The sequence below is a fragment of the Thauera sp. JM12B12 genome (genome assembly GCF_039614725.1).
Classification (GTDB): Bacteria; Pseudomonadota; Gammaproteobacteria; order Burkholderiales; family Rhodocyclaceae; genus Thauera.
The window spans coordinates 2,291,650-2,314,846 of sequence record NZ_CP154859.1 but is presented as its reverse complement, the minus strand read 5'-3'; the positions used below and the strand labels follow the sequence as shown (position 1 = coordinate 2,314,846).

Sequence of the window (23,197 nt, the reverse complement as noted above, 5' to 3'; positions counted from 1 at the left end):
GAAGCAACGAGCGTCGAACTCGTCGCTACATCCACAGGGAAAAGAGCGGATTGTACTGCTCTGCCAGCAGCCACCTAGCTTGCTACGCCCGGCCCGTCGCTGGAGTATGGCTTGCGACGAATCTGAATCAGACCGTTATGGAGACCGTCATCCAGGAGGCGTGCGAAGCAGCTGATATCGAGTACGGACGACTTTCAAGTCTTCACTGGTAAAGTGTTCGCCCCTTGCGCAGTTCCCGCACGATTTGATTTCGAGGCGGCGGGAACTGCCAGACGATACTTTCACCAGGTTCACGTTGCAATGGTTCTTATAGTGTGGGTAGATTCCGCAGTCGCCGTAATGACATTCATCGTCTGGTTCGCCTTCAAGAGGTCGTCGCCAGTCTTAAGTCGACTTCAAAGTCAAGAAGACTATCAAGTCGGTGGGTCGGTCTTGGCGATGAAGAAGGCGAGGCCCGTAACTGTAAGCACTATCAGCCATTGAGTGACTAGCATTCCAACATTGACAGTTGAGCCCGCTGGCTGCGAGAAAATCCAGCGATAACCCTGGTTGATCACAACTTCTTTCGCGATGAGGTGATAAGGCGGATAAAGCAGCATTGCGACGAAAAAAAGTGCCGCAACTAGCAGGATAACTCTCTGTGCGCCATTCATGATGGCAAACCTCCTGAGGCCAATTACTGCATATCCTACGTCTAATCATTTGAATTAGCTGTCGCCGCGCGCGTGCAAAGTGACAGGGGTGAGTCGCATGTTGTCTTTATTCCTCATATCCAAGCTTACTGCGCGCTGCAACCGCATCTTTGCGGGCTTCCGTTTCAGTCTTGTGTCTGTACACGAAGTAGTTCGCGATGGTAGCGAGCATTATGAGATTTGTGTAGGGTGAAGCACCGATCGCGGCGAAGAGTATGTGATACGGGAAGTATGAGGCAACGCACAGGACGATCGCAGTAGCCTTGGGTAACGAGCGACGCCAGACGAGCCGAATAAGAGTCGGAGGAAAAAAGAGGATTACAAAGATCAGGGCGTAGTCTAGCCAGGGTTCGAGTACAGGCATCGTAAACTCCGACTGAAGAGTCAGCAGTGAAGCGAGTTGATGAGTGAGTGGGAGTGCAGTACATTGCGGAAGGCAAAAGCGACTTCCAGTTATCGATTACCAATTTCCTTCCTTAATCTGATGCGATGGAGAATTGATCTGAATAACTTTCTGTTCAGGTATAGGCGCATTCTCAGATAGTGGTTTCTCGGAGAGTTTCACGCTCTTGGCTCCAATACTATCTAGTCCTGCAAGGCTCTTTGCTCCCCTCAGCGGACAGAGCTTTTCATCGTAATACTCGAACCAAGGCAACGCCGCTTTTGTATAGTCGGCCGCCGACGGTGGCTTTCGTGGCACAGACTTGCCAGTGACGATCTCCCACTGGGCGCTGTTGAGTATATGAATGAAGCAGCGACTTGATCTGGACGTATCCCAAGCGTCGTAACCATACTTGTCTTCATAGATCTCCTGCCGCATCAGCCCGCCGGGCGCCAATCCCATCGATACCGACTCGCATGGGTCGGCAAGGCTGTAGCAAATGTCTGGATCGAATAAGGGCGTGGTCCGATTCACCAACTTTTCATAGCGATCTCGCTTCATCGGATAGACAATGATCTGAATGCCGCCATGTGCAGCGGTGCCAGAGATCTGTTCTTCCGCCGTGTAACCCGCTCCCATGGGCATCGCAACAAACTGTCTGATTAGACCCTTCTGGACGCAGAATCCGTCTAGCCAAGGTTGGTCAGGTACCACGATATAGTCCTGCGGATCCTTGGCGAGACCGTTGGTCCATTCATCCCCAGTCACCGCGTTAATCTTTCCTGCTGCAATTTTTACTGCGAACGGATAACTGATGCTCCGTCGGGAACTGCTCCCACTGGAAAAGTTAATCCACAGCGCCTCTGCCTGGTACATCGGAAGTAGGACCCCGCCACGCTCGACCCATGCGGCAGGCAATCGTGATGAGTGATCTTCAACGTGCTCTACTGAAAAGCGCCCCAAACCTGGCGGCAGAGGATAGTCCCGGTTGTCGTCGGGAATGCGCAGCGTCCGCTGAAAGTCAACACGGCAAAGTGCATCCTCATGCACATCGGGGAACTGAATGAGAAGCTCGTCGTTCTTTAATTCGATCATGGTCCTCGCTCCTGAACGTTGTTACCACTGTCCGTCTCTGACCTCCCGAACCACGCGAAGAATTGCGTGATCAGGAACCTCTCTCAGCTGGCGAAGAAGTTCCGCGAAGAGTTTGGGCCGCTGAATGATTATTTGCTGCAAGTCGCTGGAGAGCTTGCCCGCCAAGGCGAGCAGGACGTCCTTGTCTTCTCCTAGGACCCCGGCCAGTTTCACGATGACGTCCTCTGACGGTGGCTGAAAAATGCCCCGCTCGATCTTGGAAAGGTAGGCTGGTTCGATACCCACGCGAGCAGCAACCTGACGTAGCGAGAACGTCCGGTCCTGCTCCTGTAGGGCTTCACGAGCCTGTCTTATGTGTTCGCCAAAATGTAGCATGTGTAATTAATACTACACGCTAACCCTCGATGCAAGGTCTCTATGCCTTCCCCCTTGATCTCTGGCAAGCCCGTGCAAGCGATGGCGTGTCCGCGAACGACTGCGGGATCGCCCGCAGACGGCAGGCCGGTTTGCTCCGAAAGGAGGCGCACAAGCTTCGCTTCCGCGACCGACGGGTGAGGGTCGTCAGCACTCAGCGACGAACGGCTGCTTCCGGGAAGTGAAACTTCGACGACCGCTTTCCGCCGATGAACTCGAAGAGACGTCAGCGCACCCCGACCCAAAAAGGATAGATGAGGTATTCATCGCCATTGGCGGCTGAGTAGTTGGAAACCTGCCGTTCAAGATCTGGCGTGGCTGACAGTCCCGGCCAGGCATGTAATCAAACGCAGTCCGCCGTGGCTGCTGTCCACTCACGACAGATGCGAATGGTTTGCTCGGTGGCGAGCGGCTCGCGAGTCAGTCCGCAGCGTGCGCCACTTTCCTCGGTCAGGAAGTGAGCGCACTGGTGACAGAGGCCGAAGGCACGCTGTCCATTCACGCGCTGCATGGCTGAAAGCAGTTTGCGCAGCGTGCTTTCGAGTGCAGCAGCCTCACTCGTTCGGTCGCAGAGCAACTGCTCCACACGCTCGACCCAACTCTCGCTCAAGACAGACTCGCCTGCGGCGGTCAGCTTGAGGTGCACGCGCTTGCCGTGACGGGCGTCCGGTTCCTTGGTCAGCAATCCCTTGCGTTCAAGCACAGCCAGCGTCTGCGACACCGTCCCGCGGGTGATGCCGAAGTACTCCGCAATCGCGATAGGCAGATCGCTATACCGATTGGCCAGTTTGAGGTAGTGCAGGACCTGAATGTGGATGGGCAGCAGCCCGTGCCGTGCCGCGTCGTCGCGGACGGACTGGTGAACGAGTGCTCCCAGGCGCTCGAGTAGGAGAGTGGTTTGGTTCATGCTTGCAATGTATCGCCTCGATGCATTTATTGACAAGCACGGTCTGGTGACTCTAGTCTGATAGTGCATCGAGTCGATGCAAAAAATCCTTATTCCTGAGGAGTCAATCATGAGCGAAGCCTTGTCGAAGATGAAACGCATCCTGACTCTCCTGTCCTCGATGGCGCTCGTCTTGCCGGCCGTCGCGGCCGAGCCGCGGGTGCCATACCCGGAGGAGTATCGCGGCTGGCATCACGTCAAGAGCATGGTCATCGGCGAAGGTCATCCGCTGTACGAGGCCTTCGGCGGGATCCATCACCTCTACGCCAACCCGAAAGCCGTCGCGGGCTACCAGTCCGGGAAGTTCCCGGATGGCGCAATCATCGTGTTCGATCTTCTGGAAGCGAGATCAGCCGACAATGCCGTCACTGAGGGGACGCGAAAGATCGTCGGTGTGATGCACAAGGACGCGAGGGCATACGCGGCGACCGGCGGTTGGGGGTTCGAGGGTTTTGGCGGTGGCGACAGAGCAAATCGGGTCGTGGGGGGCAACGCGGCCAGCGCCTGCTTTGCTTGCCACGAGCCGCAGAAGGACCACGACTACGTGTTCAGTCGCCTGCGAGATTGAGCTGCGGTGTGGATGAGCGCGCCGATGGCATCCGAGTGCCTGGCAGAGGTCTGGTTGGACACTCGGGCGCCATTGGCGCTGCCACAGCGTCGGGCGGTCAAGGCCACACGAATTCGGGCGTGTTGATGGTCAGCCTTCAGCCCTCGGCCCTCAGCCCGCAGGCGCCTGCGCTTCGCCCGCGACCGCCAGCGCCCGCGTGCGCTTGAGCCGCAGGCTCAGCAGCAGCGCCAGCGCGATCAGCCCCAGCAGCATGTAGCCCACGTTGCTCAGCGCGGCGTTGAGCGCTTCGCTGCTTGCCTGCTGCATCACCGTTTCGGCCGAGAGTCCGGCCGCGTCGAGGCGGCTGGCGAGTTCGGCCGGGACTTCGCGTGCGCGGCTGCCGGCGGCGCGCGCGAGCGCATCCAGGCTCGCGGCATCGAGACCGAGCGCTTCGGTCTGGCGGCTGATCGCGGCCTGGGTGGCATACGCCAGGCTGGCGCCGAACACCGCCAGCGACAGCGACGAACCGGTGGGGCTGCCGAGGTCGCGGAACATGCTGAACAGGCCGCTGCCCGCGCCCATGTTCTTGGCCGGCACCGCACCCAGCGCCAGCTTCATGATCGCCGGCGTGTTGCAGCCGATCGACAGGCCCATGATGCAGGCCACCATGATCACCATCCACAGCGGCGTGGCGACGTCGATGTTGAGGAAGAGCAGGGTGCCGCCCAGGCTGGCGAGCATGGCGACGATGACCAGCACGCGCGGTTCGATGCGGTCGACCAGCTTGCCGGCAATCGGTGAGCTGATGAGTCCGCTGCCGTAGAGGAAGAGGGTGACGAAGCCGAACTGCGCCGCGCTGCCACCCGGGCGGTTGTTGATGAAGAAGGCCAGCGAATAGACGACGCCGCTGGAGAAGATCATGTGCAGCCAGTAGATCGCCGAAGGCGTGGCGAAGGCGCCGCGCGCCAGGATGCCGAGGTCGATCACCGGATTCGGCGTGCGCTTGCTGTGCCGCCACAGCATCGCCAGCGCGCTGACGCCCACGATCACGATCGCCCAGGTGAGGGGCGATTCCTTGCCGAAGTTGGTCGCCCAGGTGGGCAGCGAGAGCAGCGAGGCGATCACCGCGAACAGCAGCATCGCGCCGGTGTAGTCGAAGACGCCCTGCTGCCTGACCGGGGCGATCTCGGGCACCAGCAGGCGCAAGGGAATGAGCCCGATCAGGGTCAGCGCGCCGCTGATCCAGTACACGCTGGGCCAGCCCAGGCGGTCGATCAGCAGGCCGCCGAGCAGCCCGCCCGAGGCCGCGCCGAAGGTCATCGTGAAGGCGAGGATGCCCAGCGCCATGCCGCGCTTGTTGTCCGGGAACAGGTGGGCCGCGTAGGCGAACACGCCGGGCAGGATGCAGGCCGCGCCCAGGCCCTGGACGAAGCGCGCGCCGAGGAAGAACCCGAAGTTGGGCGCCCAGGCGGCGGCAAACTCCGATACCGCGAACACCAGCATGCCGATCGTGATCACTCGCTTGCGCCCGTACTGGTCGCCCAGGCGGCCCATGATCGGCGCGAACACGGTCAGCGCCAGCGAATACAGGATCAGGATCAGCGCCGACATGTTCACCGGAATGCCGAAGTGCCGGGTCACGCTCGGCAGCGCGGGGGCCTGGAAGGCGGCAGCCTCGATGGTGATGAAGGTGCCGAACAGCAGCGCGGCATACACCGCCCAGGCCGAGCGCGTGTCGGTACGTGAATCCATGTGCTGTCTCCGTATGCAGCGCATGCGGATGCGCGCCGCCTTGTTCTGTCGGGCGGATGGTCGGGCCCGGGGGGTGGGGGCACATCGTCCGATGGGACTAAAGCGGGCTCGGAAACGGACGCTGGCCATCGGCACCCGGATCGCCGCCGAATGTCGGGTTTCGCTTGCCTTGTCCATCGTCCGTTTAGACGAAGTGTCGCCGGGGGGCTGCTCTTAGACTCGCTGCAAGCGCTGCGTAAAGGATCGGCCTCATCCGCGATGAGGGCTCCGCTCGCAGCAGGGTCCAGCAGGCGCGGCGACATCGGCTCGGCGCCTCACACAACCGCAGGAGACGAACTTGGCTGAACAGGAATGGATGTCCGAAGTGCGTGCCAAGGTGGGTCGCGAGTACGGTCGCGTCTACGCCTGGGACGAGGTGAACGCGCCGATGATCCGGCAGTGGTGCGAGGTGATGGGCGTCGATAACCCGCTCTATCTCGACGCGGACTATGCCGCCACCACCGAATTCGGCGGCATCGTGGCGCCGCCGGCGATGCTGCAGGCCTGGTGTCTCGAAGGCCTGCACATGAACAACTATGCGCCGGGCTCGACCGACGAGAACCCCTACGAGGTGCTGAAGACCCTCGAAGCGCACGGCTTCCCCTCGGTGGTGGCGGTGAACTCCGACCTCAGCTTCGAGCGCTACGTGAAGCTGGGCGAGAAGCTCTACTACACCACCCGCCTCGATGCGGTCGGCGAGGAGAAGACCACGGCCCTCGGCACCGGCTACTTCGTCACCCTGATCATGAGCTTCTTCTCGCAGAAGCCGGAAGGTGACGAGAAGGTCGGCCAGCTGCTGTTCCGCGTCTTCAAGTTCCGCCCCGCCAACGTGCCCAAGCCCGTCGAGAAGGGCGCGGCCCCGGCAGTGCCCAAGTTCAAGCGCCCCAAGCCGGGCGTCAGCGACGACACCCGCTTCTTCTGGGAAGGCGTCGACGCCGGCAAGCTGCTGATCCAGCGCTGCACCTGCTGCAGCACGCTGCGCCACCCGCCGGCGCCGGTGTGCATCAAGTGCCATTCCTTCGACTGGGACACCGTCGAGGCGTCCGGAAAGGGCAGCCTGTATTCGTTCGTGGTGATGCACTACCCCGAGGTGCCGCCCTTCGAGCACCCCAACCCGATCGGCCTCATCGAGCTCGATGAGGGCGTGCGCCTGATCGCCGGCCTGGTCGGCGTCAAGCGCGACGAGATCAAGATCGGCCAGCGCGTGCAGGTCGAGTTCCAGTCCTTCGACGACGGCGAACTGACCCTGCCGATGTTCCGCCCGATCGCGGCCTGAGGAGACGAGCATGGATTTTCAACTGACTGACGATCAGCGCGCCATCGCCGAGATGGCGGGCAGCCTGTTCGGCGACCTGTGCACCGACGATCGCCTGCGCGCCTTCGACACCGCGGGCGAGGCCTTCATGGCCGACCTGTGGAGGCAATGCGTGGAAACCGGCCTGCACGCGCTGGCGATTCCCGAGGAAGCGGGCGGCACCGGGCTCGGCATGACCGAGCTGATGCTGGTGCTCGAGGCCCAGGGCCGCGGCCTCGGCCACGTGCCGCTGTGGCGCCACCAGCTCGCTGCCGCCACGCTGGCCCGCTTCGGTGGCGCCAGCGGTGCAGAGACCGCTGCGGCCGCCGCCGAGGGCAAGCTGATGATCACGCTGGCGCTCGGTGCCGCGGCGCGTGCCCACGGCGTCGCGCTCAAGGCGCGCCGCGACGGTGACGGCTGGATGCTCGATGGCAAGGTCGCCGCCCTGGCGCTGGGTGCGGAAGTTTGCCGCGGGCTGCTGCTGGCCGAGACCGACGACGGCCCCAGGCTGGTGTCGGTGAATCTGCGCGACGCGGGCATCGAGAAAGTGCCCGGCGTGTTCACGCACCGCGAGGCGGTCGCCGACCTCGGCTTCCGCGCTCATCGCCTGGCCGCCGACGCCGTGCTGCCCGAGGCCGCGCTGCCCTGGCTGGAGCAGCGCGCGATCGCCGCGATCGCGGCATTGCAGCTGGGCGTCAGCGTCGAGCAGGTGCGCCGCACCGTCGAGTACATCAACGAGCGCCGCCAGTTCGACCGCGCCATCGCCACCTTCCAGGCGGTGCAGATGAGCATGGCCGACGCCCACATCGCCATCGAGGCACTGCGCTCCGCACTGTGGCAGCTGGTGTATCGCCTGGACGCCGGCCTGCCGTCGCCGTCCGAGGCGCTGGCGGTCAAGTACCTCGCGGCCGAGTGCGGCCATCTCGTCGGCCACAAGGCGCAGCACGTGCATGGCGGCATCGGGGTCGATCTGACCTACCCGATCCACCGCTACCTGTACTGGAGCCGCGCGCTCGGCATCACCCTGGGCGGCAGCGCCGCCACGCTCGAACGACTCGGCGACTGGCTCGCCAACAACGACAAGCTGGGATGGAAATATGACCTCGAAGAACAGCAAGCGCTTTGACGACGTGCGCCCCGGCGAGGCGCTGCCCGAGCTGGCGATCCCGATTACCACGACGCTGATCGCCTCAGCGGCGATCGCCACCCGCGACTACTTCCCCGGCCACCACGACATGGAGGCCGCCCAGCAGCTCGGCTCGCCGCACGTGTTCATGAACATCCTCACCACCAGCGGCCTCACCCAGCGCTTCATCGAGAGCTGGGCCGGTCCGGCGGCGCGCTTCAAGGATCTCAAGATCAAGCTCGGCGCGCCCAACTACCCGGGCGACACCATGACCTTCAGCGGCGAGGTCGTCCGCACCGACGCGGCCCGCCGCGAGGTCGAAGTCGCGCTCAAGGGCAAGAACTCGATGGGCAGCCACGTGACCGGTTCGGCCACGCTGGTGCTGCCCTGACACGCGGAGAAACGAACACATGACGGATATGTCCCTTTCCGGCCGCGCCGCCATCGTTGGCCTGGGCGCGACCGAATTCTCCAAGAACTCCGGCCGCACCGAGCTGCGCCTGGCGATGGAATCGACGCTGGCCGCGCTCGCCGACGCCGGCATCGATCCCTCCGAGGTCGAGGGCTTCTCGTCCTACACCATGGACAAGGTGCCCGACTACGAGATCGCGCGCTTGCTCGGCTGCAAGAACGTCAAGTTCTTCTCCCAGATCCCGCACGGCGGCGGCGCCGCCTGCGCGCCGGTGGTGCATGCCGCGATGGCGGTGGCGACCGGCCTGGCCAAGGTGGTGGTGGTGTTCCGCGCGATGAACGAGCGCTCCTGGTACCGCTTCGGTACCGGCACCTACGGCTTCGGCTCGACGCCGATCTTCGAGAACGTGAACTACGGCTGGTACATGCCCTACGGCTTCCACACCCCGGCCGCCTGGGTGGGTATGTTCGCCCAGCGTTACATGCACGAATACGGCGCGACCAGCGAGGACTTCGGTCGCGTGTCGGTCGCGGTGCGTGACTTCGCCGCCACCAACCCGGCCGCCTTCTTCTACGGCAAGCCGATCACGCTCGAGGAGCACCAGGCCTCGAAGTGGATCGCCGAACCGCTGCGCCTGCTCGACTGCTGCCAGGAGTCCGACGGGGCGGTGGCGATGGTCATCACCTCGGCCGAGCGCGCCCGCGACCTCAAGCAGAAGCCGGTGATCATCAAGGCCGGCTCGCAGGGCATCACCGAGGGCCAGCAGAGCATGACCTCCTACTACCGCGACGACATCACCGGCCTGCCGGAGATGGGCGTGGTGGCGAAGGAGCTCTACGCCCAGTCCGGCCTCGGCCCCGACGCCTTCCAGACCGCGGTGATCTACGACCACTTCACCCCCTTCGTGCTGCCGCAGCTGGAAGAGTTCGGCTTCTGCAAGCGCGGCGAGGCTAAGGACTTCATCCGCGCCGGCGAGCACGCCCGCGGCGGCAAGCTGCCGATCAACACCCACGGTGGCCAGCTGGGCGAGGCCTATATCCACGGCATGAACGGCGTGGCCGAGGCGGTGCGCCAGGTGCGCGGAACGGCGGCCAACCAGGTGGCCGATGTCGAGAACGTGCTGGTCACCGCCGGCACCGGCGTGCCCACCAGCGGCCTCATCCTCGGCGTGGCCTGAGCGAAGGAGAACGGACGATGTTCGTCGATCTGACCCCGGAACAACACGCGCTGCGCCTGAAGGTGCGCGACTACTTCCAGACCCTCATGACCCCCGAGCTGCGCAGCGAACTGCGCGGCAAGGAAGGCGGCGATCTGTATCGCAACACCATCCGCAAGATGGGCGCGGACGGCTGGCTGGCGGTGGGCTGGCCCAAGGAGCACGGCGGCCAGGGCTATGCCGCCACCGAGCAGCTGATCTTCTTCGAGGAGGCCAACATCGCCGGCGCGCCGCTGCCCTTCGTCACCATCAGCACGGTCGGTCCGGCGCTGATGGAGGCGGGTACCGAGCTGCAGAAGAAGAAGTTCCTGCCCGGCATCGCCGCCGGCGAGATCATGTTCGCCATCGGCTATTCCGAGCCGGAAGCCGGCTCCGACCTCGCCACGCTTAAGACCAGTGCGCGGCTGGAAGGCGACCACTTCGTGGTCAACGGCAACAAGCTGTGGACCTCGGGCGCCGAGGCCGCCGACTACGTCTGGCTCGCCGCGCGCACCGACCCCAACCTGCCGCGCCACAAGGGCGTGTCCATCCTGATCCTGGACACCCGGGCGGAAGGCTTCTCGCACACCGTCATCCCCACCTGCAGCAACCCGACGGCCGCCACCTACTACGACAACGTGAAGGTGCCGAGGGAGATGCTGGTGGGCGAGCTCAACGGCGGCTGGAAGCTCATCACCGCCCAGCTCAACCACGAACGCCTGGGCCTGGGTTCCTGGTCGGACAAGGTCGTCGCCCTGTTCCGCCGCGTGCTGCTGTGGGCCAAGGCCCAGGACGAGAACGGCCGCCGCGCGATCGATGCGGCCTGGGTGCGCAGCCTGCTCGCCGAGTGCTACGCCAAGATCGAGGCCATGCGGCTGATCAACTTCCGCATCGCCGCCGACCTCGAGCGCGGCCACATGGACGTGGCGCTGGCGTCGGCGACTAAGGTATACGGCTCGGAGTCGGTGGTCGATATCCTGCGCAAGCTGTCCGAGATCGTCGGCGCCAGCGGCCTGGTGCGCGAGGGCTCGGCCGCCGCGGCGCTGCTCGGCGAACTGGAGTACGAGGTGCGCGCCTCGGTCACGCTGACCTTCGGCGGCGGCACCAACGAGATCCAGCGCGAACTGGTGGCACAGTTCGGCCTCGGCATGCCGCGTTCGCGCTGAACCCCGCACAGGAAGAAGACATGAGCACCCTCGAAGATTTCCGCCGCGAGACCCGGGCCTGGCTCGAGGCCAACTGCCCGCCTTCGATGCGCACCGCGATGCCCGACGGAGAGCTGGTGTGGGGCGGGCGCACGGTCGAGTTCAAGAACGCGGACCAGCGCCTGTGGTTCGAGCGCATGCGCGACAAGGGCTGGTTCTGCCCCGACTGGCCGGCCGCATATGGCGGCGGCGGGCTGAGCCCGGAGCAGAACGCGGTGCTCGAGTCCGAGATGCGCCGCCTGCGCTGCCGCCCGCCGCAGATCAACCTCGGCATCTGGATGCTGGGCCCGGTGGTGCTGGAGTTCGGCACCGAAGAGCAGAAGCGCGAGCTGCTGCCGCCGATGGCGCGCGGCGAGATCCGCTGGTGCCAGGGCTTCTCCGAGCCCAACGCCGGCTCCGACCTCGCCAGCCTCAAGACCAGCGCGGTCGATGCCGGGGATCACTTCGTGGTCAATGGCACCAAGATCTGGACCTCCTACGGCGACAAGTCGGACTGGATGTACATGCTGGTGCGCACCAATCCCGACGTGCCCAAGCAGCAGGGCATCAGCCTGCTCGTGGTCGATATGGCGTCGCCGGGCATCGAGGCGCGGCCGATCGACCTCATCAGCGGCAAGTCATCGTTCTGCCAGGTCTTTTTCGACAACGTCAAGGTGCCCAAGCGCCAGCTGATCGGCCCGGTGAACGGCGGCTGGACCCTGGCCAAGGCGCTGCTGCAGCACGAGCGCCGCGCGATGTCGAAGTTCGGCGAGTTCAGCCTGCCGACCCACTTCGACCTGCTGTCGATCGCCGGCAAGTACCTGCCGGCGCAGGACGCGTCCTCGCCGGCCGACGTCGCGCTGCGCCAGCGCGCCTACGCGATGGCGATGGACGAGATGGCCTACAGCCTCACCGCCCAGCGCATGGGCGAGGAGGCGCGTGCGCGCAAGAACGTGTCCGGGCTGATGTCGATCATGAAGCTGGTGCACTCCGAGCAGGAGAAGGACAAGTTCGAGGTGCTGGTCGATGTGCTCGGCCACCGCGCGCTGGGCTGGGAAGGCGAGGGCTTCGAGCCGCAGGAGCTCGCGATCACCAAGGCCTGGCTGGGCAGCTTTGCGCAGACCATCGCCGGCGGCTCGTCCGAGGTGCAGTTGAACGTGATCGCCAAGCGCGTGCTGGAGTTGCCCGAGGGCAGCGCCGCCAGCGCGGGCAAGCAGGGCAAGTGAGGAGCAGGGTGTCATGAGTCTGGTTTATTCCGAAGAGCAGCAACTGCTGGCCGACACCGCCGCCGAGTTCCTGATGGCGAAGAGCCCGGTCACCGCCCAGCGCAAGCTGCGCGATGAGGGTGCGTCAGGGGGCGCCGCCGCCGGCTTCGACGCCGCGCTGTGGCGCGAGATGGTCGACATGGGCTGGAGCGCGATTCCCTTCCCGGAAGCGCTCGGTGGCCTTGAGTTCGGCTGCAAGGGCCTGGGCGCGGTGTTCGAGCAGATCGGCCGCAACCTGTCGGCCTCGCCGCTGCTGTCGAGCATCGTGCTCGGCGGCTCGGTGATCGAGCTCGCCGGCTCCGAAGCGCAGCAGGCGGAGTGGATGGCGGCGCTGATCGGCGGCGACAAGCGCGTCGCGCTGGCGGTGGACGAAACCCCGCGCCACGACCCGGCCGCGGTCGCGCTGCGCGCCACGCGTGAGGGCGCTGGCTACGTACTCACCGGCACCAAGGCCTTCGTCGCCGACGGCGTGGGCGCGGATGCCTTCATCGTCGCTGCGCGCACCGGCGGCCAGCCAGGCGAGCAGGGCGGCATCAGCCTGTTCGTCGTCGCCGCGGATGCGCCGGGCGTCCAGGTGTCGCCGATGAAGACGCTGGATTCGCGCAACCACGCCACGCTGGTGCTGAACGAGGTGCGTGTCGACGCCGCAGCGCTGCTCGGCGCGGAGGGCGAGGGCTTCGCCGCGCTCGATGCGGCACTCGATCGTGGCCGGGTGTGCCTGGCGGCCGAGCTGCTCGGCTCGACGCAGAGCCTGTTCGACACCACCGCCGAGTACCTGAAGACGCGCGTGCAGTTCGACGTGCCGATCGGCAGCTTCCAGGCCCTGCAGCACCGCGCCGCGTGGTGCTATGCGCACCTGCAGCTCGCACGCAGCGCGGTGATGGCCGGACTGGCGGCGATGGACGACCCGGCGCTCGACCCCGCGACGCGCGCGCGCATGGCCAGCCTCGCCAAGTGGAAGGCCGGCGACGCCGCCCACCGCATCAGCCGCGAGGCGGTGCAGATGCATGGCGGCATGGGCGTCACCGACGAGCTCGACGTCGGCCTTTACCTCAAGCGAATCCGAGTCGCCCAGGCCAGCCTCGGCGATGGCGACTTCCACGTGCAGCGCTACGGCGACCTGAGCGCGGTCGAGGCCTGATCGATGGCGGCCACCGGCAGCGGGTTTCTGTGCGGCAAGGCCGCCATCGTCACCGGCGCGGGCCAGGGCATCGGCCGTGGCGTGGCGCTGCAGCTGGCGGAGCAGGGCGCCCGTGTGGTGGTGGCCGACATCAACGCGGACACCGCAGCCGAGACGGTGGCCATCGCGCAGTCGCGCGGCGGTGACGCGGTGGCGATCGGCTGCGACATCGCCGACAGCGCGAGCGTCGAGGCGCTGGTCGACACCGTCGTCGAGCGCTTCGGGACGTTGCACGTCCTCATCAACAACGCCTACCTCGGCAACCTGCCGGGGCCGCTCGAGACCAAGCCGGCGCACGACTTCGCGCGTGCGCTGCAGGGCAGCTTCTACGCTCCGCTGGCGGCGATGCAGCGCGCCTTCCCGCACATGAAGGCGCAGCGCTGGGGCCGCGTCATCAACATGTGCTCGCTCAATGGCGTCAATGCGCACATGTACACGGCCGACTACAACGTCAGCAAGGAAGCGCTGCGCTGCCTCACCCGCAGCGCCGCGCGCGAATGGGCGGCGCACGGCATAACCGTCAATGCGATCTGCCCGGGCGCGCGCACGCCGGCCTACGAGCGCTTCGCCGCCGCATCGCCGGGCAACGCCGCGCAGCTGCTCCGGCAGAACCCGATGGGCCGCATGGGCGAGCCCGAGCAGGACATCGGCAGCGTCGTGGCCTTCATCTGCAGTGATGCCGGCCGCTACATGACCGGCAACACGGTCTTCCTCGACGGCGGCTCGCACATCAACGGCGTGTCCTGGCAGCCTTCGGCGGGCTGAGGCGAGAAGGCGCGATGCGCTGGCTGCCGCAGGCCCAACCGCGCGACCAGTTGATCGCCCGCCACGGCGAGGCCTTCAAGTGGCTGGCGCTGACGGTGGTCGGGCTCGGCACCATCGCCGCGGTGCTGGCAACGACCAGCTTCAACGTCGCCGTGCCGGCCCTGGGTGCGTCCTTCGGCCTCGGCCAGCACCAGGTGCAGTGGGCGATCACCGGTTTCATGGCGGCGCTCACCGTTGCCATGCTGCCCACGCCCTGGGTGCTGGACCGCATCGGCTTCCGCCGCCTCTTCCTCGGCGCCAATCTGCTGCTGGGCCTGAGCAGCGTCGCCGGGGCGCTGGGCGACAGCTTCGGCTTCGTCGTCGCCATGCGCATCGTGCAGGGCGTGGCCGCGGGTCTGCTGCAGCCGCTGCCGATGCTGGCGGTGATGCGCCTGTTCCCGGCCGGCAGCCAGGGGCGGGCACACGGGCTGCTGGGTTTTGGCATCGTGCTGGCACCGGCGGTCGCACCGGCGCTGGCGGGCGTGCTGCTCGACCGCTTCGGCTGGCCGTCGATCTTCCTGATGAGCCTGCCGTTCTGCGTGGTCGCCGGCGTGCTGGGCCTGTATCTGCTGCCGCGCCACGAGCCGTCGCCGGGCCACCGCTTCGACTGGCTCGGGGTGGCGATCCTGTGCGCGGCCTCGCTGCTGGCGATCGACTTCATCGCCAGCCTGCGCGGGCATGGCCTGCTCGCGCCGCGCACGCTGGCGCTGCTCGGCCTGTCGGTGCTGTGCGCGCTCGCCTTCGTGCGCCATGCGCGGCGGGCGTCGGCGCCGATCGTGTCGCTCGAGCTGTTCGCCGAGCGCAGCTTCGCGATGGCTGCGCTGGTCACCGTCGTGTACGGCTTCGGCCTCTACGCCTCCACCTACCTGATCCCGGTCTTCCTGCAGAGCGCGCTCGGCTACGACGCCACCTACGCCGGCCTGGCCCTGCTGCCTTCGGGCATCCTGCTCGCGGTGGTGATTCCGCTTGCCGGCGTGCTCACCGATCGCTATTCGCCGCGCTGGATCACGGTATGGGGGCTGGCGCTGTTCGGGCTGTCCTTCGTCCTTTTCGCCTGGCGGGGCGGGGCGATCAGCTACGCCGAGGTTGTCGGCTTCAGCCTGGTCGGGCGCCTCGGCCTCGGGCTGACGGTACCGGCGCTGATGGTTGCGACCATGGCCCATGTCGCGCCGGCCCGGCTGGGCCAGGCCTCGATGGTCAGCAACTACACCCGCCAGCTGGGCGGCGTGCTCGGCGTGGCGGTGGTGGCGGTGTTCGTCGAGTGGCGCACGACTGCGCACGGCGCGGCGGCCGATGGCGTCTTCCTGGCCTACGCGCAGGCCTTCCTGCTGCTGGCGTTGAGTTTCGCGCTCGCGGTCGCGGTCGCGGTGCGCATGCGGCCGCGGCGGGGGCGCCGCAGACAGCCGGCCGCCTGAGACCGCATCGAGGAGGGGCTTCGGCAACAATCTTCTCGCGCAAGGGAATAATCGGACGGTCCGGCTCGTTTACCGGGTTGTAGGCCAACCGTTCCTAGACCCTCCCAGGAGACAAGCATGAAGATCCTCAAGATTTCCGCCCCGCTGATCCTCGCCGCCACCGTGCTCACGGCATGCGCCGGCAGTGCCGTCCAGACCGCCGGTCCGGCGCGCGTGAGCGATGGCGTGCTCACCGGCGCCAACGGCATGACCCTCTATACCTTCGACAAGGACGCCGAGGGCAGTGGCAAGAGCGTCTGCAACGGCCCCTGCGCCACCAACTGGCCGCCCCTGCTCGTCACCGCGGACGAATCGGCCGCCCCCGGCTACAGCGTCGTGATGCGCGACGATGGTGGCAAGCAGTGGGCGTACCGGGGCAAGCCGCTCTACTTCTGGGTCAAGGACCAGAAGCCGGGCGACCGCACGGGCGACGGCTTCAACGGGGTCTGGCGCGTGGCGAAGCCTTGAGCGTGATGGACAGCCGCGCCATCCTGGCCGAGCTGCCGCGCCTGCGTCGCTATGCACGTGCGCTCGTCGGTTCCCGCGAGGCGGCCGACGACCTCGTCCAGGACACGCTCGAGCGTGCCTGGTCGCGGGTGGCACAGTGGCAGGCCGGGAGCGACCTGCGTTCCTGGCTGCTCGCCATCATGCACAACCTGCGGATCGATCAGATGCGGCGGCCGGCACTGGCCGTGTCGCCGCTCGACGAGGAGGCCGTCGAGGTGCCGGCGCGCGCCACCCAGACCGACCTCATCGAGCTCGGCGAGCTGGAAGCGGCCGTATCCTGCCTCCCCGAGGAGCAGCGCGCGGTGTTGCTGCTGGTCGCGCTCGAGGACATGAGCTACGCCCAGGTCGCCGCGACGCTGAACATTCCGGCCGGTACCGTGATGTCCCGCCTCGCCCGCGGGCGCGAGCGCCTGCGCGGGATCCTCGATGCCCGCTCCAAGCCTGCCCAACTGAGAGTCGTACGATGAGTTCCGCTCCGATTTCCGATGCCGATCTGCATGCCTTCGTCGATGGCGAGCTGTCGGAGGCGCGCCATGCCGAGATTGCCGCATGGCTCGCCGAACATCCCGAGGATGCCTTGCGGGTGAGCGCCTATCGCGAGCAGAAGGCGGGCCTGCACCGGCTGTTCGACCCACTGCTCGACGAGCCGATACCCGATCGCCTCAGAGCCCTCGCGGTCCCGCCCGCCGCGCCGCAGGAGGCGCCGCAAGGCGGCCCGCTGTGGCGCTGGTCGCTGCAGCGCATGGCAGCGAGCGTGGCGATCGCGCTGCTCGGTGGCATGGCGGGGTGGCTGGCGAACGATCATTTCCGGCCGCCGCCAGTCGTGGCCCACGCGTCGCCGCTCCCGCATCAGGCCGCGATCGCGCACGTGGTCTTCAGTCCGGACGTCAAGCGCCCGGTGGAGATCACCGCCGAACATGAGGATCAGCTCGTGACCTGGCTGTCGAAACGGCTCGGCACGACGGTCCGGCCGCCAAGGCTGGGAGCGCTCGGCTACGAGCTCATCGGCGGCCGCCTGCTCCCCGGCAACAGCGGCCCGGTGGCGCAGTTCATGTACCACGATGTCAGCGGGCAGCGGCTCACCCTCTACGTCAGCACCGAGAACACCGCCAATCGCGACACCGCCTTCCGCTTCGCCCAGGAGGGACCGGTCAATGTCTTCTACTGGATCGACGGCAAGTTCGGTTACGCGCTCTCGGCAGGCATTTCAAAGGACGAACTGGCGCGCATCGCCACGGCGGTCTACGACCAGTTCCAGAACTAGACGACACCCCATACAGGAATGATGAAGATGAAGCTGAAATTGAACCCGGTCCGGCTGGCCGCGCCCGCCATCGCGGCAGGCGTGCTCCTGATCTCCCCGCATGCGCTCGCCGCCGGCGAGGTCTCGGCGCCCGAGGTGGTCGAGGCGATCGAGGGCGCCTTCGGCGTGACGCCGGGCGAGCGACGCAACCACATCAAGGGCACCTGTGCCCTCGGTGAGTTCGTCGGCACGCCCGAGGCCGCGGCGTATTCGCGCTCGGCGCTGTTCTCCGGCAAACCGGTGCCGGTGGTCGCCCGCTTCTCGCTGTCCGGCGGCAACCCCAAGGCGCCCGATACCGCCCGCAGCGGGCGCGGCATGGCGCTGGCCTTCAAGCTGCCGGAAGGGCAACTGCACCACATGGCGATGCTGAACACGCCGATCTTCGGTGCCGCCACGCCGCAGACCTTCCTCGACCTGATGCAGGCGATGCGACCCGACCCGGCCACCGGCAAGCCCGACCCCGAGAAGCTCAAGGCCTTCCGCGCCAGCCACCCCGACAGCCATGCGCAGGCCGACTTCCTGGCCCGCAACAACCCGCCGGCGAGCTACGCCAACAGCGCCTTCTGGGGCATCCATACCTTCAGGTTCGTGGATGCGGAGAACCGGGTCACCCTGGTGCGCTGGCAGTTCGTGCCGCAGGACGGGGAGAAGCGCTTGAGCGACGAGGAACTGAAGACGGCCGGGGCGAACTTCCTCGAGCAGGCGCTGATCGAGCGCAGCGCCCGCGGCCCGGTGCGCTGGGACATGATGGTCAGCCTCGGCCAGGCCGACGATGCGCAGACTGACCCGACCATCGCCTGGCCGGCCGAGCGGCGGCAGATCAAGGCCGGGACGCTGACGATCACCGCAGCCGTGGCGCAGAAGGGCGCCGAGTGCGAACCGCTCAACTTCGACCCGATGGTCATGGCCGACGGCATCCAGGCCACCGAGGACCCGGTCCTCAAGTTCCGCTCGCCGGCGTATGCCGTGTCCTTCGGCAAGCGGCTCGGCGGCCTGTGATGCGGGTCGGGGGCCGCGCGAGCGCAGGCGTCAGCGATAGGCGCGAATCTGCCTGATCGCTTCCGCGGCCGCCGCATCGTTGGCCGGGTCGGTCGGCACCGTCAGGGTGATGCGATCGACCAGGCCGCCGAAGCGTGAGCACAGGCGTTCGGGCAGCTGGTCGTAGCGGCCGGACACCAGGAAGGTGTCGAGCACCTCGTCGGTGAACACGCCCGGCATGTCCTTCCAGCGCCCCTCGCGGGTGAGCGCCAGCAGCGCTTCGCCGATGTGCTGCCAGCCGAACAGCTCCAGGCTCGCCCAGTAGGCCGGGGTGGAGAACAGGAAGGCGAGCATGTCGCGGAAGCGTTCGCGCTCGGCGGCGACGGTGGCGTCGTCCGGTCCGGTGGCGACGAACTGGCTGGCGCTGATGAAGGGCTTGGCGCGGCCGGGGTCGCGCTGCGCGGTGCCGACCGCGATCTGCGGCAGGATCACTTCCTTCAGGTAACGCACCGAGGTGTTGCTCGGATGGGTGTGGATGCCGTCCGCGGTCTTGCCGACCAGCTCCAGCATCTTCGGGCCGACTGCGCCGAGCATCAGCGGCACGTCCGGGGCATCGATCGGCCCCGGGTTGAAGAAGGGCTGCAGGCGGGTGAACTTGTAGTGCTCGCCGATGTACTCGAGCCGTTCGCCGGTGCGGAAGGCGTGGAAGATGGCGCGCAGCGCGCCGACGTACTCGCGCATGCCGGCGGCCGGCGGCAGCCAGCGCGCCGAATAGCGATCCTCGATGTTCTGCTTGATCTGCGTGCCCATGCCGAGCTCGAAGCGGCCGCCCGACATCTTCTGCAGGTCCCAGCTCGCGAGCGCGACGTTCATCGGGCTGCGCGGGAAGACGATCAGCACCGAGGTGCCGACCTTGAGTTTCGAGGTTGCCGACAGCGCCTGGCAGGCGAGCAGCAGGCCGTCGTGGATGGCGTCGGACACGAACAGGCCGTCGTAGCCCATGGCCTCGACGCGGCGGGCGAAGGCGCCCATGTCGGCCAAGTTCAGGTTTTCAGGGGTTGAAGCGAAGATCTCGAACATGGAGGCTCCAGTGCAATGAGGGGGAAGAGCGGGGCTTAAGGGTGGAAGTCGGGCAGGGGCGCGCGGCCGTCGAGGCCCATCACCGGCAGGCCGAGCTCGCGCAACAGCGGCAGGCTCAGCGCGACCCGGCCCGAGAGCGCGGCCTGCGGCCGCGAGCACAGGGCGAGCGCGGCCTCTGCCATGGCTTCCACCGGCTCCATGTGGGCGAGGTCGTCGATCGAGCCGCTGACCAGTGCGCCTTCGCTGGCGACGGCCTCCACCGGTGCCAGGGTGTTCACCGCGATATGGTCGGCGGCGAGCTCCATCGCCATGCCGGTGCTCAGGCGCTCGAGCGCGGCCTTGGTCGAGCCGTAGAGCGTGGGCGAGTGCGTGGTGTGGAAGCGGTAGGCGCGGTCCTTCGGGTCGTAGGGCGCCGGGCCGGGGCGGGTGCTGGTCGCGCTCGACAGGTTGAGGATCCAGCCGCCGCCGCGCGCCTTCATCGCCGGGATGACGAGCTGCGCGAGGTGGTGGGGCGCGAACAGGTTGACCGCATAGGCGAGCTGGACGCGTTCCAGCGACTGCGCGTAACCCGCGCCGAAACGCGCCCAGGCGGCGTTGTTGACCAGGATGTCGACGCCGCCGTAGTGACTTAGCGTCTCGCCGACGATGCGCTCGCGGTCGGCGGCGCTGGCGAGGTCGGCCTGCACGCACAGGCAGTCGCCGCCGGCCGCACGGATGCGCGCTGCGGTCTCGTCGAGCGAGCCGGGCAGCTTGCCGCCGGGTTCACCGGTGCGTGCCACGAGCACGACCTTGGCGCCTTCGGCGGCGAAGCGCGCGGCGATCGCTGCGCCGATGCCGCGGCTGGCGCCGGTGACGATCGCGACCTTGTCCTTCAGGGTGTGGGTCATGCGGGGCTCCTCGTCAGTGCTGGCGGTAGCGGCGTTGCACGTGTTCCTGGCGGATCGCGATCTGCTGCCGGCGCTCCTCGGGCGAGATCAGGCGGGTGTCGTCCGGCAGGTGCTGGCGCAGCTCGGCGAGCGGCACCTTCTTCGCCGTCGCCCAGGGCAGGTTGTCCATGGGCTTGACCGGGTAGGCCCAGCGGATCGCCATGTAGCCCTCGGGCTGGCCGGTGGTGTCGAGCCAGTTGGCGATGCCCGGGTCGCTGTGCGAGACCACCAGGCGGAAGACGTTGTCGGCATCGCGGTGCGCCTGCAGGCCGCCGAGGCTGCTCTGATAGTTGGCGAAGTCCAGCGATTCGCCCCACATGTTGCCCAGGCTGAAGCCGATGTACACCGGCTCCACCGGCTGGTGCATCTCGACCACCAGCGCTTCGTCGGCTGCCAGCTCGAAGATGCCGCCGCAATACACGTTGGTGGCCATGCCGCCGGCGGTGGCGAGCGAGGCGGCGTTGGGCTTGTTGAAGTCGTTGCGCGGCATGAAGCACTGGCCGTCGCCGTTCATGTCGCCGTAGCACTCGCACACGACGGCGTAGAACTCGTTCCAGAAGTGCACCTGGTTGCGGGTGAAGCGGCCGATGTCGGCGATCTGCTTCGCCGCGACCTCCGGCGTGTAGGCTGGCATCGGCTTGCCGAGCAGGTCGTTGCGGTAGATGAAGAGCTCGAGCAGGTCCTCGTTCGCCCAGTCCGAGAACAGCTCGCGCAGCATCACCAGCTGGCTCACGTACTCGCGCGTGACGCTGCTGCCGTCCTTCTGCTTGCGGGTGCGGCTGGCGCGGGTGAGCATGAAGTTGCCCTCGTAGCCGGGCGGCTTCTCGGGGGCGAGCAGGATCTCGAAGCTGCCGTCGGCCTCCACCTTCAGCTCGGTGCAGTCCAGCTCGGCGCAGTTGATGCGCGAGCCGGGCGTCATCTCCTTGAGGCTGCCGCTCTCGCCCGAGTAGCCGCTGGGCGTCTCGAAGATCACGTAGTGCGGGGCCTTGCGCACCCCGGCCGGCGCCTTGCCGCCGCGCCAGGCGCTGGTGTCGCCGGCGCGACCGCGGATGGTGTAGCTGTAGTTGCCGTCGATCGGCGCCATCAGGTAGAGGGCGTCGCAGTTGTCGATGGTCGAGCGGTTGAGCGGCTGGATGGCGCGCACGAAGTAGGGGAACTCCGGCGTCGGTCCGAGACAGCGCGAGATCGAGCCGTACAGGAAGCCGAGCACGTAGCGGTAGCCTTCGGCGAGGTTGCGCGGCGTGGCGGGCGGGGGCCACAGCTTGGGGTCGTCGATCGCGTCGCGGGCGTCCTGCAACTGCGCGATCATGCCGTCCCAGGCCTCGCGCAACTGGACTGCGGCGTCGCGGGTCTCCGGATCGCGCGCCTCGACGTGGGCCTTGACGATGTCGAACACGGCGTCGTGCCGGGGATTGGGCTCATGCATGGGCCAGCTCCTTCTTGTCTTGCGCGGGTGCGCTCTGCGGGTTGGGGGGGACGTCCTCGTCCCAGTTGAACTTCTCGAACAGCGGCGCCAGTCGCGCGCGGATCTCGGCGTCGTCGAGACCGAATTCGGCCAGGCTGTAGCGGTGTTCGGTTTCGTGCTTGCGGGTGCGGGCGGCCTCGGCCTCGAGGAAGCTCGCAAAGGCGGGGGTGATGTCGAGCCCGAGGTCGCGGTAGACGTCCTCGATCGTGCCCTTCGGGTCGGTGGTCAGGCGGCGGTAGTCGATGACCGCGCGCGGGGTCTCGGGGTGGCGTTCCAGCACCGCGAGCGGATGCAGGTAGGACTCGTAGGAGAGCCCGGTCATCACCTGGTTGGATTCGCGGATGCGGTCCTCGGACAGGTTGCCCTGCAGCTTCCAGCCCACGTTGAGGAGCTTGAGCAGGCTGGGGATGGTCTCGTGCGGGTTGCGGTAGAGGATCACGAAGCGCGCATCGGGAAAGGCCTCGATCAGCGACTCGACGCGGCCGCAGTAGGTGGGGTTCTTACTCAGGTGGATGCGGTCGCTGCCGTTCAGGTAGAGCTGGCGGCGCACGCATTCCCGGTAGAACTTCATCATCCGGCGCCGGCTCGCGGCCGGGCGCTGGTCGATGTGGAAGAAGTCGAGCTCGCTCATGTACGGGAGCTTGGTCAGCCAGAAGCCCGAGGCGCAGGAGTTGAAGTACAGCAGGTCGTCCTCCTCCGGGATCGTCAGGCCCATCTTGTGGATGTGCTGCATGGGGCCGAACTTGCGCTTCTCCCAGGCCTGCAGCCTGCGTTCGAGCGCGCGTCCGAGCAGGTGGGCGTCGATCCATGCGGCCAGGCGCACGAGCTTCTTCTGCAGCAGCGAGGGCAGCAGCAGCTCGTAGTACTTGAAGGTCGAGAAGCGCTCGTCCGCGTCCATCAGGCGGTGGGCGAGCGTGGTCCCGCTGCGGGCATGGCCGATGATGAAGACCGGCGTCTTGATGCGGGTACGCCACAGCCCCGGAAACAGGATGCCGTCGAGGAAGAAGCACACGGCGGTGACGGTGGCGCGCAGGGGCACGTGCAGCAACAGCAGCTTGTAGAGCCCGCGCCGCCGGCGCGCGTTCGGTTCCTGGCCGACGAGGCGCAGCAGCTTGAACCAGACGGTGAAGTCGAAGTAGTAGAACAAGAGGGTCTCC

The 23,197-nt window shown here is 66.7% G+C and carries 23 protein-coding genes; 14 read left to right on the top strand and 9 right to left on the bottom strand.

Annotated features, from left to right (window positions below):
- Window positions 1–413 precede the first annotated feature (413 nt).
- From AAG895_RS10340 to AAG895_RS10325, 4 genes are all read right to left on the bottom strand, one after another.
- Entirely contained in the window at window positions 414–653 is a 240-nt protein-coding gene (locus AAG895_RS10340) for a hypothetical protein (protein WP_345791932.1), read from the bottom strand.
- Between the two features lie 499 nt (window positions 654–1,152).
- On the bottom strand, window positions 1,153–2,169 hold the full coding sequence (locus AAG895_RS10335) for a hypothetical protein (RefSeq protein WP_345791931.1): 1,017 nt from the start codon (window positions 2,167–2,169) through the stop codon (window positions 1,153–1,155).
- A 21-nt stretch (window positions 2,170–2,190) separates the two neighbouring features.
- A complete protein-coding gene (locus AAG895_RS10330; RefSeq protein ID WP_345791930.1) occupies window positions 2,191–2,544 on the bottom strand; it encodes a helix-turn-helix transcriptional regulator in 354 nt (117 codons plus the stop codon).
- Between the two features lie 382 nt (window positions 2,545–2,926).
- Window positions 2,927–3,490, bottom strand: a complete 564-nt coding sequence (locus AAG895_RS10325; RefSeq protein ID WP_345791929.1) for a helix-turn-helix domain-containing protein — start codon at window positions 3,488–3,490, stop codon at window positions 2,927–2,929.
- A 109-nt stretch (window positions 3,491–3,599) separates the two neighbouring features.
- On the opposite strand from AAG895_RS10325, the gene AAG895_RS10320 reads away from it, so the two are divergent.
- The gene (locus tag AAG895_RS10320; protein WP_345791928.1) at window positions 3,600–4,097 is read left to right on the top strand and encodes a cytochrome P460 family protein; all 498 of its coding nucleotides are present in this window, start codon (window positions 3,600–3,602) and stop codon (window positions 4,095–4,097) included.
- Window positions 4,098–4,247: 150 nt separating this feature from the next.
- Here AAG895_RS10320 and AAG895_RS10315 read toward each other — a convergent pair whose 3' ends face one another.
- Window positions 4,248–5,828 (bottom strand): MFS transporter, encoded by a 1,581-nt coding sequence (locus AAG895_RS10315; RefSeq protein ID WP_345791927.1) that lies wholly within the window; start codon window positions 5,826–5,828, stop codon window positions 4,248–4,250.
- A gap of 337 nt (window positions 5,829–6,165) precedes the next feature.
- Here AAG895_RS10315 and AAG895_RS10310 point away from each other — a divergent pair, with 337 nt between their 5' ends.
- The 13 genes from AAG895_RS10310 (at window position 6,166) to AAG895_RS10250 (ending at window position 18,590) form a co-directional block, all read left to right on the top strand.
- Window positions 6,166–7,143 carry an OB-fold domain-containing protein gene (locus AAG895_RS10310; RefSeq protein WP_345791926.1) on the top strand — a complete coding sequence of 326 codons (978 nt, stop codon included), beginning with the start codon at window positions 6,166–6,168 and terminating at the stop codon, window positions 7,141–7,143.
- A gap of 10 nt (window positions 7,144–7,153) precedes the next feature.
- The gene (locus AAG895_RS10305; protein ID WP_345791925.1) at window positions 7,154–8,287 is read left to right on the top strand and encodes an acyl-CoA dehydrogenase family protein; all 1,134 of its coding nucleotides are present in this window, start codon (window positions 7,154–7,156) and stop codon (window positions 8,285–8,287) included.
- A complete protein-coding gene (locus tag AAG895_RS10300) occupies window positions 8,259–8,678 on the top strand; it encodes a MaoC family dehydratase (protein WP_345791924.1) in 420 nt (139 codons plus the stop codon). The genes AAG895_RS10305 and AAG895_RS10300 overlap by 29 nt, the downstream gene beginning before the upstream one ends.
- Window positions 8,679–8,697: 19 nt before the next feature.
- Window positions 8,698–9,876 (top strand): lipid-transfer protein, encoded by a 1,179-nt coding sequence (locus tag AAG895_RS10295; RefSeq protein ID WP_324525350.1) that lies wholly within the window; start codon window positions 8,698–8,700, stop codon window positions 9,874–9,876.
- Window positions 9,877–9,893: 17 nt separating this feature from the next.
- Complete coding sequence (locus AAG895_RS10290) at window positions 9,894–11,060, top strand: acyl-CoA dehydrogenase family protein (RefSeq protein ID WP_345791923.1); 1,167 nt, start codon at window positions 9,894–9,896, stop codon at window positions 11,058–11,060.
- A gap of 20 nt (window positions 11,061–11,080) precedes the next feature.
- A complete protein-coding gene (locus AAG895_RS10285) occupies window positions 11,081–12,304 on the top strand; it encodes an acyl-CoA dehydrogenase family protein (RefSeq protein WP_345791922.1) in 1,224 nt (407 codons plus the stop codon).
- A 13-nt stretch (window positions 12,305–12,317) separates the two neighbouring features.
- On the top strand, window positions 12,318–13,484 hold the full coding sequence (locus tag AAG895_RS10280; RefSeq protein WP_345791921.1) for an acyl-CoA dehydrogenase family protein: 1,167 nt from the start codon (window positions 12,318–12,320) through the stop codon (window positions 13,482–13,484).
- A 3-nt stretch (window positions 13,485–13,487) separates the two neighbouring features.
- Window positions 13,488–14,288: an SDR family oxidoreductase gene (locus AAG895_RS10275; RefSeq protein ID WP_345791920.1), complete on the top strand. Its 801-nt coding sequence runs from the start codon at window positions 13,488–13,490 to the stop codon at window positions 14,286–14,288.
- A gap of 14 nt (window positions 14,289–14,302) precedes the next feature.
- Window positions 14,303–15,742, top strand: a complete 1,440-nt coding sequence (locus AAG895_RS10270; RefSeq protein ID WP_345791919.1) for a DHA2 family efflux MFS transporter permease subunit — start codon at window positions 14,303–14,305, stop codon at window positions 15,740–15,742.
- 117 nt (window positions 15,743–15,859) lie between these two features.
- A complete protein-coding gene (locus tag AAG895_RS10265) occupies window positions 15,860–16,249 on the top strand; it encodes a hypothetical protein (protein WP_345791918.1) in 390 nt (129 codons plus the stop codon).
- A 5-nt stretch (window positions 16,250–16,254) separates the two neighbouring features.
- Window positions 16,255–16,755, top strand: a complete 501-nt coding sequence (locus tag AAG895_RS10260) for a sigma-70 family RNA polymerase sigma factor (RefSeq protein ID WP_345795272.1) — start codon at window positions 16,255–16,257, stop codon at window positions 16,753–16,755.
- Window positions 16,752–17,552 (top strand): anti-sigma factor, encoded by an 801-nt coding sequence (locus tag AAG895_RS10255; RefSeq protein ID WP_345791917.1) that lies wholly within the window; start codon window positions 16,752–16,754, stop codon window positions 17,550–17,552. The genes AAG895_RS10260 and AAG895_RS10255 overlap by 4 nt, the downstream gene beginning before the upstream one ends.
- A 27-nt stretch (window positions 17,553–17,579) precedes the next feature.
- Window positions 17,580–18,590 (top strand): catalase family peroxidase, encoded by a 1,011-nt coding sequence (locus AAG895_RS10250; protein ID WP_345791916.1) that lies wholly within the window; start codon window positions 17,580–17,582, stop codon window positions 18,588–18,590.
- Between the two features lie 30 nt (window positions 18,591–18,620).
- On the opposite strand, the gene AAG895_RS10245 is transcribed toward AAG895_RS10250, so the two are convergent.
- From AAG895_RS10245 to AAG895_RS10230, 4 genes are read right to left on the bottom strand one after another with little or no spacing between them, the layout of a single operon-like run.
- Complete coding sequence (locus AAG895_RS10245) at window positions 18,621–19,649, bottom strand: TIGR03617 family F420-dependent LLM class oxidoreductase (RefSeq protein ID WP_345791915.1); 1,029 nt, start codon at window positions 19,647–19,649, stop codon at window positions 18,621–18,623.
- A gap of 35 nt (window positions 19,650–19,684) precedes the next feature.
- Window positions 19,685–20,536 carry an SDR family NAD(P)-dependent oxidoreductase gene (locus tag AAG895_RS10240; RefSeq protein ID WP_345791914.1) on the bottom strand — a complete coding sequence of 284 codons (852 nt, stop codon included), beginning with the start codon at window positions 20,534–20,536 and terminating at the stop codon, window positions 19,685–19,687.
- 13 nt (window positions 20,537–20,549) lie between these two features.
- Complete coding sequence (locus AAG895_RS10235; protein ID WP_345791913.1) at window positions 20,550–22,001, bottom strand: hypothetical protein; 1,452 nt, start codon at window positions 21,999–22,001, stop codon at window positions 20,550–20,552.
- Entirely contained in the window at window positions 21,994–23,187 is a 1,194-nt protein-coding gene (locus AAG895_RS10230; protein WP_345791912.1) for a sulfotransferase, read from the bottom strand. Before AAG895_RS10230 ends, AAG895_RS10235 begins: the two co-directional genes overlap by 8 nt.
- Window positions 23,188–23,197 lie beyond the last annotated feature (10 nt).

Excerpts from the sequence above, each read along its gene's own strand:
- AAG895_RS10340 (WP_345791932.1), bottom strand. The coding sequence starts at position 653 with ATGAATGGCGCACAGAGAGTTATCCTGCTAGTTGCGGCACTTTTTTTC.
- AAG895_RS10335 (WP_345791931.1), bottom strand. The coding sequence starts at position 2,169 with ATGATCGAATTAAAGAACGACGAGCTTCTCATTCAGTTCCCCGATGTG.
- AAG895_RS10330 (WP_345791930.1), bottom strand. The coding sequence starts at position 2,544 with ATGCTACATTTTGGCGAACACATAAGACAGGCTCGTGAAGCCCTACAG.
- AAG895_RS10325 (WP_345791929.1), bottom strand. The coding sequence starts at position 3,490 with ATGAACCAAACCACTCTCCTACTCGAGCGCCTGGGAGCACTCGTTCAC.
- AAG895_RS10320 (WP_345791928.1), top strand. The coding sequence starts at position 3,600 with ATGAGCGAAGCCTTGTCGAAGATGAAACGCATCCTGACTCTCCTGTCC.
- AAG895_RS10315 (WP_345791927.1), bottom strand. The coding sequence starts at position 5,828 with ATGGATTCACGTACCGACACGCGCTCGGCCTGGGCGGTGTATGCCGCG.
- AAG895_RS10305 (WP_345791925.1), top strand. The coding sequence starts at position 7,154 with ATGGATTTTCAACTGACTGACGATCAGCGCGCCATCGCCGAGATGGCG.
- AAG895_RS10300 (WP_345791924.1), top strand. The coding sequence starts at position 8,259 with ATGACCTCGAAGAACAGCAAGCGCTTTGACGACGTGCGCCCCGGCGAG.
- AAG895_RS10295 (WP_324525350.1), top strand. The coding sequence starts at position 8,698 with ATGACGGATATGTCCCTTTCCGGCCGCGCCGCCATCGTTGGCCTGGGC.
- AAG895_RS10290 (WP_345791923.1), top strand. The coding sequence starts at position 9,894 with ATGTTCGTCGATCTGACCCCGGAACAACACGCGCTGCGCCTGAAGGTG.
- AAG895_RS10285 (WP_345791922.1), top strand. The coding sequence starts at position 11,081 with ATGAGCACCCTCGAAGATTTCCGCCGCGAGACCCGGGCCTGGCTCGAG.
- AAG895_RS10280 (WP_345791921.1), top strand. The coding sequence starts at position 12,318 with ATGAGTCTGGTTTATTCCGAAGAGCAGCAACTGCTGGCCGACACCGCC.
- AAG895_RS10275 (WP_345791920.1), top strand. The coding sequence starts at position 13,488 with ATGGCGGCCACCGGCAGCGGGTTTCTGTGCGGCAAGGCCGCCATCGTC.
- AAG895_RS10270 (WP_345791919.1), top strand. The coding sequence starts at position 14,303 with ATGCGCTGGCTGCCGCAGGCCCAACCGCGCGACCAGTTGATCGCCCGC.
- AAG895_RS10265 (WP_345791918.1), top strand. The coding sequence starts at position 15,860 with ATGAAGATCCTCAAGATTTCCGCCCCGCTGATCCTCGCCGCCACCGTG.
- AAG895_RS10260 (WP_345795272.1), top strand. The coding sequence starts at position 16,255 with ATGGACAGCCGCGCCATCCTGGCCGAGCTGCCGCGCCTGCGTCGCTAT.
- AAG895_RS10255 (WP_345791917.1), top strand. The coding sequence starts at position 16,752 with ATGAGTTCCGCTCCGATTTCCGATGCCGATCTGCATGCCTTCGTCGAT.
- AAG895_RS10250 (WP_345791916.1), top strand. The coding sequence starts at position 17,580 with ATGAAGCTGAAATTGAACCCGGTCCGGCTGGCCGCGCCCGCCATCGCG.
- AAG895_RS10245 (WP_345791915.1), bottom strand. The coding sequence starts at position 19,649 with ATGTTCGAGATCTTCGCTTCAACCCCTGAAAACCTGAACTTGGCCGAC.
- AAG895_RS10240 (WP_345791914.1), bottom strand. The coding sequence starts at position 20,536 with ATGACCCACACCCTGAAGGACAAGGTCGCGATCGTCACCGGCGCCAGC.
- AAG895_RS10235 (WP_345791913.1), bottom strand. The coding sequence starts at position 22,001 with ATGCATGAGCCCAATCCCCGGCACGACGCCGTGTTCGACATCGTCAAG.